Origin of the sequence: Neorhizobium sp. 2083 (assembly GCF_031455615.1) — a bacterium.
In the GTDB taxonomy this organism is placed as follows: Bacteria; Pseudomonadota; Alphaproteobacteria; order Rhizobiales; family Rhizobiaceae; genus Neorhizobium.
This window is the reverse complement of sequence record NZ_JAVDTC010000003.1, coordinates 475,551-493,186: the sequence shown is the minus strand read 5'-3', so window position 1 is coordinate 493,186 and position 17,636 is coordinate 475,551. Positions and strand designations below refer to the sequence as shown.

The 17,636-nt window shown below is 63.3% G+C and carries 16 protein-coding genes and 1 pseudogene; 3 read left to right on the top strand and 14 right to left on the bottom strand.

Features of this window, described 5'->3' with window-relative positions:
• Positions 1-6 precede the first annotated feature (6 nt).
• The 8 genes from J2X76_RS15095 to J2X76_RS15060 form a co-directional block, all read right to left on the bottom strand.
• On the bottom strand, positions 7-1,077 hold the full coding sequence (locus J2X76_RS15095) for an ABC transporter ATP-binding protein (RefSeq protein ID WP_310217549.1): 1,071 nt from the start codon (positions 1,075-1,077) through the stop codon (positions 7-9).
• Positions 1,077-2,825, bottom strand: coding sequence for an iron ABC transporter permease (locus tag J2X76_RS15090; protein WP_310217547.1), 1,749 nt, complete (start codon positions 2,823-2,825; stop codon positions 1,077-1,079). The genes J2X76_RS15095 and J2X76_RS15090 overlap by 1 nt, the downstream gene beginning before the upstream one ends.
• 98 nt (positions 2,826-2,923) lie before the next feature.
• On the bottom strand, positions 2,924-3,973 hold the full coding sequence (locus J2X76_RS15085; protein ID WP_310217545.1) for an extracellular solute-binding protein: 1,050 nt from the start codon (positions 3,971-3,973) through the stop codon (positions 2,924-2,926).
• A 112-nt stretch (positions 3,974-4,085) separates the two neighbouring features.
• Positions 4,086-4,775 carry a GntR family transcriptional regulator gene (locus J2X76_RS15080; RefSeq protein ID WP_113283249.1) on the bottom strand — a complete coding sequence of 230 codons (690 nt, stop codon included), beginning with the start codon at positions 4,773-4,775 and terminating at the stop codon, positions 4,086-4,088.
• A gap of 5 nt (positions 4,776-4,780) precedes the next feature.
• Complete coding sequence (locus J2X76_RS15075) at positions 4,781-5,740, bottom strand: FAD-dependent oxidoreductase (protein WP_310217542.1); 960 nt, start codon at positions 5,738-5,740, stop codon at positions 4,781-4,783.
• A gap of 2 nt (positions 5,741-5,742) precedes the next feature.
• Positions 5,743-7,410, bottom strand: coding sequence for a UGSC family (seleno)protein (locus J2X76_RS15070; RefSeq protein ID WP_310217540.1), 1,668 nt, complete (start codon positions 7,408-7,410; stop codon positions 5,743-5,745).
• 88 nt (positions 7,411-7,498) lie between these two features.
• A complete protein-coding gene (locus J2X76_RS15065; protein ID WP_310217537.1) occupies positions 7,499-9,028 on the bottom strand; it encodes a malonyl-CoA synthase in 1,530 nt (509 codons plus the stop codon).
• Complete coding sequence (locus tag J2X76_RS15060; RefSeq protein ID WP_310217533.1) at positions 9,028-10,401, bottom strand: malonyl-CoA decarboxylase; 1,374 nt, start codon at positions 10,399-10,401, stop codon at positions 9,028-9,030. The genes J2X76_RS15065 and J2X76_RS15060 overlap by 1 nt, the downstream gene beginning before the upstream one ends.
• 167 nt (positions 10,402-10,568) lie before the next feature.
• Between J2X76_RS15060 and kynA the strand changes: the two genes are divergently transcribed.
• The 3 genes from kynA (at position 10,569) to J2X76_RS15045 (ending at position 12,902) form a co-directional block, all read left to right on the top strand.
• Positions 10,569-11,408 carry a tryptophan 2,3-dioxygenase gene (kynA, locus tag J2X76_RS15055; protein WP_310217531.1) on the top strand — a complete coding sequence of 280 codons (840 nt, stop codon included), beginning with the start codon at positions 10,569-10,571 and terminating at the stop codon, positions 11,406-11,408.
• Between the two features lie 184 nt (positions 11,409-11,592).
• The gene (locus J2X76_RS15050) at positions 11,593-12,357 is read left to right on the top strand and encodes an AraC family transcriptional regulator (protein ID WP_405030039.1); all 765 of its coding nucleotides are present in this window, start codon (positions 11,593-11,595) and stop codon (positions 12,355-12,357) included.
• 122 nt (positions 12,358-12,479) lie between these two features.
• Positions 12,480-12,902, top strand: coding sequence for a VOC family protein (locus J2X76_RS15045; RefSeq protein WP_113127627.1), 423 nt, complete (start codon positions 12,480-12,482; stop codon positions 12,900-12,902).
• A 20-nt stretch (positions 12,903-12,922) separates the two neighbouring features.
• Here J2X76_RS15045 and J2X76_RS15040 read toward each other — a convergent pair whose 3' ends face one another.
• From J2X76_RS15040 to J2X76_RS15015, 6 genes and pseudogenes are all read right to left on the bottom strand, one after another.
• Positions 12,923-13,246, bottom strand: coding sequence for a hypothetical protein (locus J2X76_RS15040; RefSeq protein WP_310217526.1), 324 nt, complete (start codon positions 13,244-13,246; stop codon positions 12,923-12,925).
• Between the two features lie 14 nt (positions 13,247-13,260).
• Positions 13,261-14,220: a 2-hydroxyacid dehydrogenase gene (locus J2X76_RS15035; RefSeq protein WP_310217524.1), complete on the bottom strand. Its 960-nt coding sequence runs from the start codon at positions 14,218-14,220 to the stop codon at positions 13,261-13,263.
• A gap of 11 nt (positions 14,221-14,231) precedes the next feature.
• Positions 14,232-14,547, bottom strand: a pseudogene (locus J2X76_RS15030) (ATP-binding cassette domain-containing protein); the annotation flags it as partial.
• Between the two features lie 123 nt (positions 14,548-14,670).
• Entirely contained in the window at positions 14,671-15,705 is a 1,035-nt protein-coding gene (locus J2X76_RS15025; RefSeq protein WP_310217521.1) for a LacI family DNA-binding transcriptional regulator, read from the bottom strand.
• Between the two features lie 107 nt (positions 15,706-15,812).
• Complete coding sequence (locus tag J2X76_RS15020; RefSeq protein ID WP_310217519.1) at positions 15,813-16,637, bottom strand: inositol monophosphatase family protein; 825 nt, start codon at positions 16,635-16,637, stop codon at positions 15,813-15,815.
• Positions 16,638-17,636, bottom strand: coding sequence for a LacI family DNA-binding transcriptional regulator (locus J2X76_RS15015; protein ID WP_310218055.1), 999 nt, complete (start codon positions 17,634-17,636; stop codon positions 16,638-16,640).

Below are 17,636 nucleotides of genomic sequence, written 5' to 3'. Positions count from 1 at the left end.
CCGGGCTCAATCCGCGATCGGCACGATCTGCGCCGGGTCGATCTGCAGCCAGGCCGCCGCGCCGACCTGGAAGACATCGGCCGGCGGTGCCGCGACCCGGAACTGCAGCCCGCTGTCCTTCGGCTGGAAGACGTAGTCCCAGGTCTCGCCAAGGAACGACGATTGCTGCACCGAACCCTGCAGGTTGATGGCCTTGTCCCGCGGAGCCTCGGTCGCGGAAAGCTTCATCGCCTGCGGGCGGATCGAGACCGTGATCGGCCCGCCCCCGGTCACCTCCTCGCCGATCATCGCCAGCGGCACGCTGAAGCCGGCAAAATCGATCATGTGGTTGCCGCAATTGCCGGAGAGGAAATTCGTGCGGCCGATGAAACTCGCCACGAACCGCGTCTTCGGACGGCTGTAGAGCGCGTAAGGCGTGTCGATCTGTTCGAGGCGGCCGTTGTTCATCACCGCGATGCGATCGGAGGTCACCATCGCCTCGCCCTGGTCGTGGGTGACATAGACCGAGGTGATCTTGAACTCGTCATGCATGCGCTTGATCTCGAAACGCATCTCTTCGCGCAGATTGGCGTCGAGATTGGAAAGCGGTTCGTCGAGCAGCAGCACGGCCGGGCGGATGACGACGGCCCGCGCCAGCGCCACGCGCTGCTGCTGGCCACCGGAAAGCTCGGCCGGGTAGCGATCGGCGAGATGGCTCATCCGCACCGTTTCGAGCACCGCACCAACCCGTTTCTTGACCTCGTCGGAGGGCAGCTTGCGCAGGTTGAGGCCGAAAGCGACGTTCTCAGCCACAGTCATGTTCGGCCAGATCGCATAGGACTGGAAGATCATCGACATGCCGCGCTTTTCCGGCGGCACGGAACCGGAAGGCGCTGACAATATCTTGCCGTCGAGCTCGATCGAACCGGAGGTCGGGTCGATGAAGCCGGCGATCATGCGGAGCGTCGTCGTCTTGCCGCAGCCCGAAGGCCCGAGCAGCGAAACGAATTCGCCGGGCTTGATATGCAGGTCGAAATCCAGAACCGCATCGACGGCACCGAAACGACGGCCCAATTTCCTGAGGACAAGTCCGTCCATTAGCTTCTCCTCAACATGAAGTCGCGTCCGAGATAACGCATCCCGAGGGCGACGACTGCGACAATGATGATCAACAACAGGGAGCCCAGCGCCGCGAGCTTTTCGAGCTCGCCCTCCTCGCTGAGATCGAGCAGCACGACGGAAACGACGCGCGTGGTGGGACCGACCAGGAAGATGGCGGTCGAGAGTTCCTGTGCCGCCGGCACGAAGATCAGCAGCCAGCCGCCGGCAAGCGTCCGCTTGAGAAGCGGGCCGACCACATGCCGCAGCGCCGTCACTCGTCCGCCGCCGAGGATCCGCACCGCCTCCTCCATTTCGGGATGGATGCTGCGCACGCCGGCCGAACTGGTGGTGAAGGCGATCGGCAGGAAACGGGTGACGAAGGCGAGCGCCATGATCGTATAGGTGCCGTAAAGCGCGATCGGCGGCAGGGCATAGGCCGCATAAAAGCCGATGGCGAGCACGATGCCGGGCACGACATAGGGCGAGACCGCCAGGAACGCGAGCAGGCCCGAGAACGGGATCAGCCTGCGCTGGACAATATAGGCGATGAACAAAGCCAGCGTGATCGCCACTGTCGCGGCCACGATGCCGAGCCCGATACTGCCGACCAGAGCCTTCTGCGAGCTGGAATGCTCGAAGAGCACGTAATGGAAGTTGGAAAGCGTCAGGTTGCTGAGCGAGAAGCCGGTCGTCCAGGAGTCCGAGAAGGCGGCGAGCAGCAACACGAACATCGGCATCAGCACCGACAGCGCCACCACGCAGAAGCAATAGGCGAACAATACCCAGCGCCATCTGCCGAGCTTGACGATGCGGCGTTCACCACCCTTGCCGCTGACAGAAACATAGCCCTTGCGGCGCAGGATCAGTTTCTGCAGCCCGAGCATTGCGGCCGTGATCAGCAAAAGCGGGATCGAGTATGCCGCCGCCACCTGGATTCTGAGCGGGAACGAAAAGAACTCGGTGAGCTGGATGACCACGACCGGATATCGCGCCGGGATAGAGATCAGCGCCGGCACGCCGTAGAGCGCGATCGCGCCGAGGAAGGACAGAAGTGCTGCGCCGATGATCGCCGGCATGACGAGCGGGAAGGTCACTTTCATTGCCGTCTTGAACGGTCCGGCGCCGAGAATATTGGCGGCATCCTCCATCTCCGAATTGATCATCTCGAAGGCCGAGCTCACCAGCACGAAGACGAGAAAGAAGCCGCCAATCGCGGTAACCAGCACCAAGCCGCCGAAAGAGAAGATGTTGACCAGCGGCTCGGTCGAGCCGGAAAGGCTGTGCCAGACGCGGTTGATCCAGCCGGTATTGGGGCCGGCGAGCAGGATCCAGCCGACACCGGCGAGATAGGGGGGCATGATGAAGGCGCCGAATACGCTGTAACGCACGAAGTTGCGGCCCGGCATATCGGTTCGTGTGCAGGCCCAGGCGAGCGGCACGCCGAAGGCCAGTTTCAGCACCACGACGACGGCGCCCATTTTCAGCGTGTTGGTTAGCGCCGTGATATGGCGTTCCTTGCCATAGGCCTCGACATAGTTGTGAAGCGTCCAGCCGCCGGTTTTGGCATCGGTGAAGCTGGAGACGACGAGCGTCCACATCGGCGCAACGATCAGTACGACCAGGATACCGGCCAGGAACAGCCAGAGCAGATTGGCCGGTTGCAGCCGCTGGTGCCAGGGCACGCGCACCTTCGCCGGCTGGTCTTGCGACCAGGTGGTCGACACGGGATGGGAAACACTCGTCATGATCGGCGCTCGCTTTGTCGCTGGAGGCGTCGGAAACAGGTCACGCCATCGGGCGCGGTGGTGGCGGAGGCCAGCTGGAGCCAGCCTCCGGACGCGGTTCAGATCCCGAACGTGTCGCGGAACTTTTCCTGGACTTCCGGCAGCTTCTTGATGCCGTCAGCCGTCGCAATCGACTTCGTCTTGTAGCTGTCGAGCGGACGCATGCCTTCGGCGAGCGGCACACCGGCCCGCAGCGGGTAACGGTAGTCCTTGGCGAAGTATTCGGCGATTTCCGGCCCGAGCAGGAAGTTCTCGAACAGCCGAGCGGCATTCGGATGCGGCGCATCCTTCATGATCGCGGTTGCCGAAGGCGGCAGCAGGGCGCCGTCTGTCGGGTAGATGACGCCGATCGGCACCTTCTTGAGTATCGAGTCCGACAGGATCAGCGGCAGCGGCGCCAGCGCCACCTTGCGTTCGCCCGATGCGACGAGATTGTGGCCGTCGGCTACCGAACGGCCGATCTGCGGCTTGTTCTTCTCGATCTTGGTGAAGAAGTCCCAGCCGTAGAGATCGTTCATCAGGATCGTCCAGAGCCCGACGCTGCCGGAGAAGCTCGGGTGGCCGATGGCGACCTGGCCTTTCCACTTGGGATCGGCAAGATCGGTCCAGTTCTTCGGCGCCTCCGCCTCGGTCACCAGCTTGGTGTTGTAGGCAATGACGAGAGGCGAGACACCTGAGGTGATCCAGTAGTTTTCCTTGTCGGCCAGTGCGCGAAGCTCCGGCACCATGTCTTTCAGGTTTTCCGGCGCGTACTGGGCGAGCGCGCCCTGTTCCTTGAGCTGCAGCATCTGGCCGTCGTCGTTGGTCGACATCAGGTCGCCCTGCACCGCCTTGGCCTGCAGTTCCTGCACGAGACGCTGGAAGATGACCTGGCCGGAGGCGCGCACCACGTTGCACTCGACGCCGGCATATTTCTTCTTGAACAGGCCGCACATTCCGTCGGCGAACTCGGTGGTCGTCTGCGAGACGTACCAGGTGACCGAACCTTCCTTCTTGGCGGCGTCGTAGAGTTGCTTTTCGCCGGCCGTCATTTCAGCCGCGCCGGCAAGACCGGCCGCCAGCAAGAATGCCGGAACCAGGCCGGCCACATAAGTCATGGCATGCTTCATGATCTCTCCTCCCGTTGATCCGGCCCATGGCCGGCGACAAGCTCGACCCTCCCGAGCTTAAAAATTCATGCGTTCGTTCGGCGCCGCTCGACCCCGATGGCGATGCTCCTCATCATTCGCCGGGGATCAGCTGGCGTTCCACCGGGCGCATCAGCGCCAGGAAGTCGCTGAAATATTCGCCCTGGATGACCACGTGATTGCGCATCGCATCGCGGGCGCGGACATCATCGCGGGCACGGATCGCTGCAAGCACCTCCTCGTGCTCCGACAACGAACTGTTGACGCGACCCGGAACCCGCAATTGCAGGCGCCGGTAGGGCTTCAGCCGCCGCTGCAGCGCATGGGCGTTCTCCGCGAGAAAGCCGTTACCGCTTGCCTCGTAGATCAGCCGGTGGAATTCCGCATTGGCGTAATAATAGTCGTCCGAATTTCCCGCCTGCTGGGCCGTGGCGCAGGCGGCCTGCGCCTCTTCGAGCCGCTTGAGCTGTTCCGGTCGGATGCGGCGGGCCGCAAGCCGGGCGCACATGGCCTCAAGTTCGCCCATCACCTCGAACATCTCGACGAGTTCGGTGATCGTCAGCTGGGTGACGAAGGCACCACGATTGGGCACCATCTTGACGAGGCCCATGGTACTGAGCTGGATCAGCGCCTCGCGCACCGGTGTGCGGGACACCTGGTGCCGGGCCGCAAGCCCCGCCTCGTCGAGCCTGTCGCCCGGTGAATAGAAGCCCGTGACGATATCCTGCTCGATCGCGTCGCGAACGCTCGGCTTGCCCTGCTTGCCCTTGAGCTGCACGTTCATCTCGGTCACCCCGCCGGTGCATGATGTTTAACCGGCTCTCCGCTGCGGGCCGCCGCAAGATGGCGCACCGCAGAGATCGCCGCCGTTACCCCGTCACCGGCTGAGGCCGCCAGATGCGCGACCGAACGGCTCCGGATATCGCCGGCTGCGAAAATGCCGGGCACCGAGGTCTGCATGTCGAGATCGACGACGATCCGGCCATCGGATGCAAGCGTCACCGCACTGCCGAGAAAAGCCGTATTGGGGGCCAGCCCGATATAGACGAAGACGCCATGGCACGGAATGTCGCTCTCCGTGCCGGCAGAAAGGTCGCGCACGGTGACCGCGCTGACGCCGTCCTCGCCGCGGATCGCGGTCGCGACCGTGTTCAGCCTAACCTCGATATTGCCCGCTTCCTGCGCTTTCGCCTGAAGGGCGGCGCTGGCAGTGAGGCGTGAACCGTGATGGATGACCGTGATGCGGGCGGCGTGCGGGACGAGCGCCAAAGCCTCATCCAATGCCGAATCCCCGCCGCCGATGATGCAGACTTGCCTGCCGCGCATCAGCGGGCCGTCGCAGGACGCGCAATGGGAAACGCCGCGTCCCTCGAACTCCGCCTCGCCCGGAATGCCGAGCGTTCGTTTGACCGAGCCGGCTGCGATGATCACCGCGCCTGCCGAAAGATCGAGGTCTGCGCCGGCGATGCGAAAGCCGATCTCCGTCCTGGAGATGGTCTCGATCGTGTCGAGGGCGAATTCGACACCCGCCTCGTCCGCCTGCATCTGCAGCATCGGGCCGAGCTCGAAACCGGACATGCCTTCGGCAGGGCCCGGAAAATTGTCGATGCGGTCGACATTGATCACCTGGCCGCCGGCGCCGAGCATGTCGATGATCATCGTGCGCACGCCATGCCGGGCGGCAGCGATCGCGGCGTTGAGCCCCGCCACGCCGGCGCCGATGACCACGATGTCGTAATCGTTCGCCATCGTCAGCGCCAATCGTCGATGGAAACGGTGGTGCGGTAATGCGCACCGTAGATCTGCCAATAGCCGTTGGACTCGCCGCCGACGACCACGACGTTGATATCCTGCGGCCGGAAGATATGGATGAGCTCGTCCTTGCCCGGCTTCAGCTTGCCGGCCATCGGCTCCTCGCCGAAGGTGGCGCGGGGATAGATATAGTTCTGCACGAGCTGCAGATCCCAATAGCGGCCGGCCGGCATCTGCGCCGCCTCGTAGATGAAGTCGAGCAGGTCCTGCTTGTTGACGAAACCGCCGCGATCGATGAACTGCCTTGCGCAGATCGGATCGAGCACGAGGGTCGGCGCGGTGATCGCATCGGTACCGAGCAGCATGTCGCGCACATGTTCGCGCCAATATTCCTTGCGCAGGCCGAGGCTGAACGTGGTGGAACGGCAGCCGTGGAAGAGGCTGACGGTGCTCGTCCGGGCGTCGAAGCCCTTCTGCACATGCAGCGGCTCCCACGGACTGCGCTCCTCGTTTTCAGCAAATGTCAGGTTGTTGTAGGTGTAGTTGTTGCCGAGCGATCCCATGAAGGTCTCGCCCGGAACCGAGCCGCCCTGGAGGTTCTGCGACAGCAACCCGAAGGCGCGGCCGATCGTGGCGTTGGCATGGCTATAAGGGCCGAGCGCGCCGACGCCGCAGTTCATGCCGATCTCGTTGCGGACAGGCCCGTTGACGACCGCCATCGCCGCAGCCGACGAGGACGTCGAGCCGCGTGCGGAAACCTGGGCCGCCGCCAGCGCCAGGATGACCGGGAAATATTCGGGCGACGCTCCGGCCATGACCGCATTCACGGCGACCTTTTCGACCGTATATTCCCACAGGCCGCGATTGGTGGTCGGCTGCATGCGCCCGACGACCTCATCCGGCTTGCGGGAGGTGCCCGCCAGCATGTCGGCGACGCGGGCGTCGGTCGGCAGGATGATCGGCAGTTTGTCGGTCCAGTTGTTGCGCAGGAAGGCGGCGTGGAGATTGTCCTCGGTGTCCGGCTCGATGAGGCGCGGCGTGCTGCGCTCGAACTGCGCGTCCTCGGCGCCGGCTGCCAGCCCCAAGGTCAGCGCCTCGATGATCTCCTTCATCACCGACTTGCCGCTGACCGGATCGATGCCTTCCACATAGGCGCGCAGCTCTTCCGCCGTCTTTCCCATGACAGGCTGCGGCACGAAGACCAGCGGCTGCTGCGAAAGGCCGCCCATCTTGGCGACGGAACGGACGACCTTGTCGAATTTTTCGGTGTGGATCGCAGCCGTCGGCACACCGTATTTGGTTTCAAGGGTGATCGCGTGGGTGGTGACGGCCGGCGCGCAGGTGCTGCAATGACCGACGCCGATGATCGCCGCGTGGCCGTTCGCCTTGATCTCCTCCCACAGCCGGGGATCGTCCTTCGAGTATGTGTTCGCCATCTGGCGAATCCGTACATCGACGGAGGGCATGTTGCGTAGAAACCAGGCCTCGACCTCCTTGAGGAGTTCGACGGAATCGTCAAAGCGGCTGTCGACGAGATAGAGGACCTTGCCGTCCAGGCTGGCCGGCCGGCTCGCCGGCTGCTTGCGGCTGACTTTCGGCGGGTAACCCATCGGGTTGTGGACGGCGACAAGCGGCTGGGCGCCGTCCGGCTTTCCCTGTTGCAACATCCCACTTCCTCCCGAAATGATCCGTGCTCGTATGCAATTCATAGTCCACGCGTATACATGAACCGTCAAGTCCTAAAATCAAGATCCTCTATTTTGCAGCGACTGAGGGCTCGAAAGTTCCGGAAAACTGCTGGCGAAGTATATTCTTCTGGACCTTGCCCATCGTGTTACGCGGCAGCTCGGCGACGAAAGCCACCTTTTTCGGGCGTTTATAACCTGCCAGACGGCCGTCGAGCGCCTTGATAATGTCCTGTTCGGTCAGTTGGGCGCCCGATTTCAGGACGATCGCGGCAATAATGCCCTCGCCGAAATCCGGATGCTTTACGCCGAAGACGGCGCTCTCGGTGACGCCCGCCATGGCGTCGATCTCCATCTCCACCTCTTTCGGGTATACATTGTAGCCGCCGGTGATGATCAGGTCCTTGCCGCGGCCGACGATATGGACATAGCCGTCCGCATCGATCTTCCCGAGATCGCCGGTGATGAAAAACCCGTCCGCGCGGAATTCCGAGGCCGTCTTTTCCGGCATGCGCCAATAGCCCGAAAAGACATTGGGGCCCCGGACCTCGATCATGCCGATTTCTTCGGTACCGAAGGACGCGCCGGTCTCCGGGTCGGTGATCCTCACCTCGACACCCGCCAGCGGAAAGCCGACCGTGCCGGCGACGCGCCGCCCGTCATAGGGGTTCGAGGTGTTCATGTTGGTCTCGGTCATGCCGTAGCGTTCGAGGATGGCGTGGCCGGTCCGCGCCTGCCATTCCTCGTGCGTCTCAGCCAGAAGCGGCGCCGAGCCGGAGACGAACAGGCGCATATGGGCGGTGCTCTCCTTGCTCAGTCCGGGGTGCTGCAGCAGCCGGGTGTAGAAGGTCGGCACGCCCATCAGAACGGTGGCCCTGGGCATCGCCTCCATGATCTTGTTGGGATCGAATTTCGGCTGGAAGATCATCGAGGCGCGCGAGGCGAGCACCACGTTGGTGGCGACGAAAAGCCCGTGCGTGTGGAAGATCGGCAGCGCGTGGATCAGCACGTCCTTGTCCGTGAAGCGCCAGCTTTCGACCAGCGACATCGCGTTCGACAGAAGATTGTCGTGGCTGAGCATCGCGCCCTTGGAACGCCCGGTCGTGCCGGACGTGTAGAGGATCGCAGCGATATCCGCGCCGCCCCTCGCAGAGGTTTCGGCAATCGGTGCGGCGGTGGCGGCCGCCTCGGTGAGCGTCCCGTTGCCTGCAGGATCGAGCGTCAGGGTTTTCGCACCGGCGGTCGTGGCGATCGGCTCCAGCGACGCGAGTTTCGATGGATCGCAGACGAAGATCGCCGGCTCGGCGTCGGTGAGGAAATATTCGATTTCCGCCGGCGTATAGGCGATGTTGAGCGGCAGGTAGATGCCGCCTGCGCGGACCGTCGCGAGATAAAGCGCCAGCGCCGGCACCGACTTTTCCGCCTGGACGGCCACCCGGTCGCCCGGCTGCAAGCCGGCTTCGAGAAGCGCTCCGGCCAGCCGCGCGCATTGATCGGCGAAGGCGCGGTAGCTCATCGTGCCGGCCGTTTCGTCCGTCAGGAGCAGCCGATCCTCCCGGTCGAGGCCGCGAAGCAGCGCGTCGTAGAGATTACCAGCCATCAAAACACCTCCTGGGAAACCGGTTGGGCCAGCTTGCGCAGCGCCGGCATCGCCGCGATATGCCCGTTTTCGGCATAAGCTTCATGATTTTTCTCTATTTCGCCGAGCCGGTAGCGATAGTTGACCATCAGGCCGTAGGACTGGCGCATGCCCTTCGCGGACCGGTCGCCGAGGAAATTGAGCCGTTCGACCTGCGCCCCGTTGCCGAGGTGGAAACGCGCGACCGGATCGACCGGCCGGCCGTTGCCGCGCCGCACGTTCAAGAGGTAATGCGCCCCGAGCGGCAGCATGGCGCGTTGGATCTGGTCCAGTTCACGCTCCCCGGCAGACGCCCAATCGCCTTCAAGCCTGGCGATAAGCCGCTGCTTTTCCTCCAGGATTTCCGCGCTGTCGGTGACACGGCCTTCGCCGCGCAGCCAGGCGCCGAAACCGGGGATGGGAGACAGCGTCACAAAATTTTCAAGCCGCGGCAGGTCGCGTTTCAGGTCGTTCACCACCTGCTTGATAAGGAAATTCCCGAGCGAAATGCCGGCAAGGCCGCGCTGGCAGTTGGAGATCGAATAAAAGACGGCCGTCGTCGCCTGCTGCACGTCGAGCGGCTGGCGGTCGCGAGCAAGGAGCGCGTCGACCGACGCGGGTAGATGGTCGGTCAGCGCCACCTCGACGAAGATCAGCGGCTCGTCTTCCAATTGCGGATGGAAGAAGCCGAAACAGCGGCGGTCGGCCGGCGCCAGCCGCCGACGCAAGTCGTCCCAGCCGTCGATATCGTGCACGGCCTCGTAGCGGATCAGCGCCTCCAGGATATTGGCGGGCGTGGTCCAGTCGATCGATCGCAACATCAGGAAACCCCGGTTGAACCATGAGGAGAAGAGGTGGCAGAAATCGGCGTCGACCGGCTGCAGCGCCGGTTCCCCCGGCAGCATATCCATCAGGTGTTCGCGCATCTCGACCAGCGCCGCCGTGCCGCGCTTGGCGAAGTTGATGCGGCGGAAAAGTTCCTGCCGGCTCGGCTCCGCCGCTTCGTGCAGCTTGGCGATGTTCTCCGCACTCGGCTCAGCCCCATAAGCGGCGGCGGCGGCATCCAAAGCGGCACGGTCGGGGCCGAAACGGTTGAGCAGCGCACGCATGAAAGCCTCCCGCTGCGGGGTGCTCGCCTGCCGGTAGGCTTCAAGAAAGGCTTCGGCGAGGATGGCGCCGGAGACTTCGCCGCGGCGTGACAGGATCATCCCGGCAAGGCCCGCAAGATCGCGATTCTGCACCGGCGGCGCCGAAAGGCCGAACAATGCCCGGCCGCGGCCCGACAATGACTGGATCAGCTCGCCGATAAACGGAGGAGCATCCCACCAGCCGAAAACAGGGTCCTTGTTGCCCATCGCTCTTTTTCTCCTGCCCATTCATTGCATACAGCAGATGGAGGATCGTATGCAAGCCGACGCTGACGAGCAGCCCCTCCGTACAGGAATCGACGAGGGAGCCGCTTGCGGAACCGAACGAAATCGTCAAGTTGAAGGTAGGAATTCCAACCGGCGGAAAACAGATCATGAGCTCGACACCCTACGATCCCAGCACGGAAGGCGCGGAGATGTCGTTTCGGGAGAAGATGTCCTATTCGGACTATCTGCATCTCGAAAAGGTGCTCGACGCCCAGGCACCGATTTCGGCGGCCCATGACGAACTGCTGTTCATCATCCAGCACCAGACGTCCGAACTGTGGATGAAGCTCGCCATTCATGAGATTTCGTCGGCCATCCACGCGATCCGCGACGACAATCCGCAGCCGGCCTTCAAGATGCTCACCCGCGTGGCCCGTATCTTCGAGCAGCTCAACAATGCCTGGGACGTGCTGCGGACCATGACGCCCAGCGAGTATACGGAATTCCGCGCGTCGCTCGGCCAGTCCTCCGGCTTTCAGTCCTATCAATACCGCGCGATTGAATTCCTCGCGGGAAACCGCAATCTCGCAATGCTGGGGCCGCATGCGCATCGGCCCGATCTCATCGAGATGCTGGAAGGCATTCTCGCCCGTCCGAGCCTCTACGACGAGGCGCTGATGCTGCTTGCCCGCCGCGGCTTCGATATCGGCACGGATGCGGCAAAAACCGACTGGCGCTCGACCCGCAGCGAGAACGAGACGGTGCTGGAGGCCTGGAAACAGGTCTACAGCGCACCCGGGAAATATTGGGAGCTTTACGAACTGGCGGAAAAGCTGGTCGATTTCGAGGATTATTTCCGCCGCTGGCGTTTCAACCATGTGACGACGGTGGAACGGGTGATCGGCTTCAAGCGCGGCACCGGCGGCACCTCGGGCACGTCCTACCTGAAGAAGATGCTGGAGGTCGAGCTGTTTCCCGAACTCTGGCGGGTGCGCACCGTTCTTTAGATAGGGTTCGCAGGGGTCGAAAGGCTTTATGCCGCTACGGCGACCATCCACCTGGTCCGCCCTTGACCGGCAAACCGGCTATACGCTCCCTTGGGGATCTCCCCTGGCCGGGTTATGGTGGTTCGAACGCGAGGGTCAGATGCCGGCGAAAGGGTCAAACGGGTTTCGGGTGTTTCGATGCGGCATGGCCGGCGTGCAGGCGGTCGTCGCCCGCTCCGACCACCATTTCGCCCGTCACACCCACGACCAGTTCGGCATTGGCGTGATCGTGAGCGGTGCCCAGAAATCCGCGAGCGGACGCGGTCCGGTCGAAGCCGGGCCGGGCGACGTCATCACCGTCAATCCCGGCGAAGTCCATGACGGCGCGCCGATCGGCGACGAAGGCCGTGTCTGGCAAATGCTCTATTTCGATCCCGATGTGATTGCCGGTGCGGTCGCCGATATCCGTCCGGGCAGGCCCGGCGATTTCGAGTTTGCCGACCCCGTACTGCGGCAATCGCCGCATGCCTCGGTGATGCGGCAGCTTTTCGCGGCAATGACCACGGAGCAGACCGGCGCTGCGCTCCATCGCCAGGAATTGCTGCTGAAGCTGCTGGCTGAGGTAATGCGGGAGACACGGGCGCCAGCATCCGTTCCTTTGGGAATACGAGCCGCGCGTCAGCGGATCGATGACGATCCGGCCACGGAGATTACGCTTGCCGATCTCGCCAACCTCGCCGGCCTTAGCCAGTTTCGGCTTTTGCGGGCTTTCGACAGGGCCATGGGGCTTACTCCCCATGCCTACCTGCTTCAACGGCGCATCCATCTGACACGGCGCCTGATCGCCAACGGCATGGGGCTTGCAGAAGCGGCGTCAGCCAGCGGTTTTTCCGACCAGAGCCACATGACGCGAATATTCAGGCGGAGTTTCGGCCTTTCCCCTGGCCTCTATGCGCGGGCGCTGCGTTAGTCGCGGATTCCCCGCAAGAACCGCAGGCCTCTGCAGCCCACGACACAGATCGGACTTGCCGTCTGTCGCAACAGGATTACGCTCCGCTTCAGATATCCACCCGAACTTCAGGAGGGCAGACCATGGCCGCATGTTTCCGATACATCGTCAACGACGTGAAGGCAGCCATCGATTTCTATACCGCCCATCTCGGCTTCAAGCTCGAGATGCACCCCGCCCCGCCATTTGCAGAAATCTCGCGCGGCGACATGCATCTTTATCTCTCCCAGCCGAACCCGCGGGGTGGCGGCGGTGCGCCCATGCCATCCGGGGAACAGCAAACGCCCGGAGGCTGGAACCGCATCCACCTGACCGTGGAGGATCTGGATGGAATGGTCGAACGGCTGAAGACGGCCGGCTGCGGCTTCCGCAACGAGATCATCCAGGGGACGGGCGGCAAGCAGATCCTGCTCGAAGACCCATCCGGAAACCTGATCGAACTGTTCGAGCCGAATACGCCCGCTTATCGCGCACCGGGGTCGGGCACGAAGGCCGCTGGCGGTTGAGCGACGACCGGAGACGAACGTCAGCTCAGCGCGAGATCGAAAACGTGATGATGGATGTGACCATCGAACATCGCGAGCAGGCCCTTCGTCATGTCACGGCTTTCGTAGCGCACGGGGGATTCGAGAGCCGCGGCGAGCACCTCGCGGCTTTCGTACATGGTCGATAGCACCATCGGGTAGGACGGGGCGCCCTCGTCGCGCTCGATATCGTAAAGCACCCGGACTTCCCTGACGCCCGGAAAAGCCAGCCACATGGGCATCAGCTTTTCGGCGACATAGGCCTTGAACGCATCTTCCTGGCCGGCACGGATCGCGCCTTCGAAAAAGGCCTGACGGATGATCATCCTGCTTCTCCGGCTCAGTTGACGGTGGTCGGCGGCTTTTCGCTCGCAAAATGGGCGGCGATATTGGCCAGCACCAGTTCGCCCATGGCGACGCGTGTCTCGACCGTCGCGCTGCCCTGATGCGGCATTAGCACCGTGTTGGGCGCAGTGAAGAAGTCTTCGCGGATGCGGGGCTCGTTGAGATAGACGTCGAGGCCCGCTGCGCCGATCGTGCCGTCGTTCAGGGCGGCAAGCAGAGCGTCCTCGTCGACGACGCTGCCGCGTGCGATATTGATCAGGATGCCCTTGGGCCCCAGCGCCTTCAGAACCTCGGCGTTGACGATGTTCTGGGTCTGCGCATTTGCCGCAACGATGACGCAGAGCACGTCGCTATCTTCGGCCAGCGCCACCGGCGAGGCGCAGGACTTCCAGGTCGTATCCGCGACCGGCGAGCGGTTCCAGAAGCGCACGTCCATGCCGAAGGCTTCTGCGCGTCGGCCAAATGCCTTGCCGATCTGGCCGAGGCCGAGAACGCCGAGGCGCTTGCCCTTCGGGCTATGTCCGAGCGGGAAGGCTTCCTTACCCCATTTGCCGGCGCGCACGAATGCATCGCCCTTGGCGACATGGCGCAGCACGGCGAGCATCAGCGCGATGCCCATGTCGGCGACGTCGTCGGTCAGTACGCCGGGCGTGGTGGTCACGTCGATATTGCGCGAGCGGGCGAATTTCAGGTCGACCTTATCGGTGCCGACACCGTTGATGGCGATGACGCCGAGCGCGGGAAGCTTGTCGATCCACTCATTGGAAAGGCCGCTACCGCCGCCGGTCGCCACGGCGCGGATGTTCGGCAAGGCCGCTTCCAGTGTTTCCTTCTGCGCCGGGTCGTACAGCCGGTGCACGGTATAGGCGGCATCGAGCTGGTCCTCGATGAATTTCATCAACGGTTCCACAAGCAGAATATCTGGTTTCACGTCCGAACTCCGTTTTAACTGCATCGCAGCGACTTTTAAGAAATCTGTCCGAGGAAGATCTTCAGGCGCTCGTTCCTGAGATTGCCGAAAAACTCTCCCGGCGCCGCCGTTTCGAGGATCTCACCACGGTCCATGAAGATCACCCGGCCGGCGACCTGGCGGGCAAATCCCATTTCACGGGTGACGCAAAGCATCGCCATACCCTGTTTAGCGAGATCGATCATGGTGTCGAGTACTTCCTTGACCATTTCCGGATCGAGCGCCGAGGCGGCTCGTCGAACAGCATGATCTTCGATTCATGCACAGCGCCCTTGCGATCGCGACACGCTGCTGCTGGCCGCGGCCGATGCGTTTGCGTTCACCTCAGTCATTGCAGGGAACTCCCTTTCGAAGAGGTCCGCCCCTCTGCGCGCCCTTCAATTTAGATCGATCTAAAAGCTTTTCTTCCGGTCGTCAACCGGAATTAACGGGTTGTTATGGCGCGGAACCGGGGACCGCTCCGCAAGACTGGCGGACATGCAATATCGTTTCATTCACAACCCTGCGCGGTGGCCCTGTGGGATCGGCCAGCCGGTCGAGGAGAAGCCGGGCGGCATTTTCGCCGATCGTCACCGGCGCGGTGGAAACCGAGGTCAGCCTCGGCCGCATCGCCTCCGCGTCGGTGACATCGTCGAAGCCGATCAGCGAAAAATTCTCACCGACTTTCAGGCCCCGGTCGTAGAAGCCGGCGGAAAGGCCGAGTGCGATCACGTCGTTGAAGCAGATCACCGCCGTCGGCTGTTCGGCTTCGTCGAACAGCAGATGTGCCGCAGCGGCGATCTCGCCGATCTGGTTCGGCACGCGAACGATCCTGCCGGAGTCAATGCCGTGTGACTGCGTGGCCTCGCGAAAGCCCTCGACACGCTCGTGGTAGGCGGAATGGATTGGGCCATGGACGGCAAAAGCAATCGTTCGGTGGCCGAGCGAGGCCAGGTAATCGACGGCCTGGCGCATGCCGTCCGCGTAATCGGCACCGGCATAGTCCACTTCGCCGGAGATCTGGCGAAGCACCTGCACCAGCGGCAGGTCCCATTCGGCGAGCTGATGGAGGAACGCCGGTTCGGTGCCGGCCGCCGGGCAGACGATGACGCCATCGACGCCGTGCTCGCGCATGCGCCGCACCACCATGTTCTGCCGTTCGACGAGATCACCGCTATTGGCGAGAATCACCACCATGCCCGCCGCATCGATCACCGCCTCGATACCGGAAAGCAGTTCGGCGAAGAAAGGGTTCGTCAGATTGGGCACGATGACGCCGACGGTGTGGCTGCGTTCGGCCCTCAGCCGCGCGGCACCCATATTGTAGACATAACCGAGCTCGCGCATCGCCTCTTCGACCCGCGCCCGCGTTTCAGCGCCGACCAGCGGGCTCTTGCGGATGACGAGCGAGGCCGTGGCGCGGGAGACGTTGGCACGCCGCGCTACGTCGAGAAGCGTCACACGGCTTTTCTTTTTGTCTTCGAATGGCATGGATGTCATTTAGCAGAGGTGACAGGATGCCGGATAGGCTCTTTCTGTCCAGCCTCTTCGGGAAAAGAGGGTCACCGCGCGCGGCCAGACCCAGCCCCCCGTTCCGATCACCCCGCCACAGCGCGCAGGCCTTCCATCTCCATCAGGAACGCGAATTCGCCCGTCAGGCCGGGCGAACAGGCGACCACCGGGCCGCCCCGCGACAGCAGTTCCTCCAGCGCCGGCACGGCGACCGTCGCACCGGCCTCCGAGGCGATCAGCACTCCGGCAAGCATGTCCCAGGAGGAGAGATGCCGCTCGTAATAGAGATCGGACACACCCTCGGCGACACGAATGAGGCCGATCGCAGCCGCACCCATGCGGCGGTAGTCGATGCCGCGCTCGTAGAGTTTTCGCGAGATAGCGAGGTAATCCTCGAAATCGGTGCGGCGGGAATGGCCGAGAATGGCGATGGCGTGATTGGGATCGCTGGTCCTTGCCGCTGCGATCGGCTTGCCTTCCTTGAAGGCCCCCTCGCCCCGGATGGCATGGAAAACCCGGTCCTGCGCCGCATCGTAGATCACGCCCACCAGGATCTCGCCGCCGGAGACGAAGGCGATCGAAACGCCCCAATGGCGGAAGCCGCGGATGAAATTGGTCGTGCCGTCGATCGGATCGACCACCCAGGTGCCGCGTTCGCCCGAGTGCCCCCCACCCTCCTCGCCCATGAAGGCATCATTGGGGAATTCTCCGAGCAATGCGGCGCGGATCGCTTCTTCGGCCCGCTTGTCGGCGACGGTCACGAAATCCTGCAGGCCCTTGTTCTCGACGCCGAGCGTTTCGGGAAGAGCCTCGGCGCGGAATGCGGCGGCTTCCTTGCCGACCCGGCGGGCGACCTCGATGGCGGTCCTAGCGCGTGATTGCAGGGAAGAGAGATCGAATGCAGATGCCATTTATGCACTTCTTCTTTTGATCAGCGTCACCGGCGTGAATTCCACACGCGCGACGGCGTCCGGTTCGGACATGCGGCTGGTCAGGAGATCGATCACCTGTTCCGCCTGCACGTCGCAGGGTTGTACGAAAGTGGTGAGGTCATAGGCCGACCAGCTTGCCTGAGGGATGTCGTCGTGGCCGATCACCTTCACCGAACCATAGGTTCGGCCGGCCTTGGCGAGCCCGTCGAGAACGCCGCAGGCCATGTAGTCGTTCACGCAAAACACTCCGTCGATGCCCATATCGATGAGCGCCTGCGCCGCCTCGTGGCCGTGGGCGTAATCGTTGATCGCGACCGGAATCAGCGGCGCATCGATCCCGAGCATCTGGCAGCGGCTTTGAAAAGCCTCCGCGCGGCGGCGCGACGAATAGGAAACCGCCGTGCCGGCGATGACGGCAAGCCTTTTGGCGCCGGCTTCGACGAGATGGTCGACGGCGGTGTAACCCGACATCCGGTCATCGGAGACCACCCGGTCGACGAAGGGGAAATCTTCCCCCTTGTTGACCAGCACGATCGGCACGCCTTCGACAGCGCATTCCTCGAAAATATGCGAGGGCGGCGCATCCGAGGTGATGATGACCCCGGAAACGGCATAATGCAGCAGCTGGCCGATCACGGTGGCGCTATCGGCCTCCTTGGATGTCGGCAGCAGGATCGGTCGATAATTGCGGGCGATCAGCGCCCGGGCCAGATTTTCGAGCTGCTGGGTGCGGAACGGGTTGTCGAGACCGGCGGCCACCAGGCCGACGAAATCGGAGCGCTTGTTGGTGAGGCTGCGGGCGAGATAATTGACCCGGTAGCCGAGTTCCTTGGCCGCCTGGTAGACTTTCTGTCTGGTTTTTTCCGAGACGCTCGCATCCGGCGTGAAGGCGCGCGACACGGCGGCACGTGAGACGCCGGCGGCACGGGCCACATCGAAGGACGTGACACGGCGCGGCTCGCGGGAAACGCCGCTCAT

Bases quoted from the DNA above. Each gene is read 5' to 3' on its own strand.
- J2X76_RS15095 (WP_310217549.1), bottom strand. From the start codon at position 1,077: ATGGACGGACTTGTCCTCAGGAAATTGGGCCGTCGTTTCGGTGCCGTC.
- J2X76_RS15090 (WP_310217547.1), bottom strand. From the start codon at position 2,825: ATGACGAGTGTTTCCCATCCCGTGTCGACCACCTGGTCGCAAGACCAG.
- J2X76_RS15085 (WP_310217545.1), bottom strand. From the start codon at position 3,973: ATGAAGCATGCCATGACTTATGTGGCCGGCCTGGTTCCGGCATTCTTG.
- J2X76_RS15080 (WP_113283249.1), bottom strand. From the start codon at position 4,775: ATGAACGTGCAGCTCAAGGGCAAGCAGGGCAAGCCGAGCGTTCGCGAC.
- J2X76_RS15075 (WP_310217542.1), bottom strand. From the start codon at position 5,740: ATGGCGAACGATTACGACATCGTGGTCATCGGCGCCGGCGTGGCGGGG.
- J2X76_RS15070 (WP_310217540.1), bottom strand. From the start codon at position 7,410: ATGTTGCAACAGGGAAAGCCGGACGGCGCCCAGCCGCTTGTCGCCGTC.
- J2X76_RS15065 (WP_310217537.1), bottom strand. From the start codon at position 9,028: ATGGCTGGTAATCTCTACGACGCGCTGCTTCGCGGCCTCGACCGGGAG.
- J2X76_RS15060 (WP_310217533.1), bottom strand. From the start codon at position 10,401: ATGGGCAACAAGGACCCTGTTTTCGGCTGGTGGGATGCTCCTCCGTTT.
- kynA (WP_310217531.1), top strand. From the start codon at position 10,569: ATGAGCTCGACACCCTACGATCCCAGCACGGAAGGCGCGGAGATGTCG.
- J2X76_RS15050 (WP_405030039.1), top strand. From the start codon at position 11,593: ATGGCCGGCGTGCAGGCGGTCGTCGCCCGCTCCGACCACCATTTCGCC.
- J2X76_RS15045 (WP_113127627.1), top strand. From the start codon at position 12,480: ATGGCCGCATGTTTCCGATACATCGTCAACGACGTGAAGGCAGCCATC.
- J2X76_RS15040 (WP_310217526.1), bottom strand. From the start codon at position 13,246: ATGATCATCCGTCAGGCCTTTTTCGAAGGCGCGATCCGTGCCGGCCAG.
- J2X76_RS15035 (WP_310217524.1), bottom strand. From the start codon at position 14,220: ATGCAGTTAAAACGGAGTTCGGACGTGAAACCAGATATTCTGCTTGTG.
- J2X76_RS15025 (WP_310217521.1), bottom strand. From the start codon at position 15,705: ATGCCATTCGAAGACAAAAAGAAAAGCCGTGTGACGCTTCTCGACGTA.
- J2X76_RS15020 (WP_310217519.1), bottom strand. From the start codon at position 16,637: ATGGCATCTGCATTCGATCTCTCTTCCCTGCAATCACGCGCTAGGACC.
- J2X76_RS15015 (WP_310218055.1), bottom strand. From the start codon at position 17,636: ATGAGCGGCGTTTCCCGCGAGCCGCGCCGTGTCACGTCCTTCGATGTG.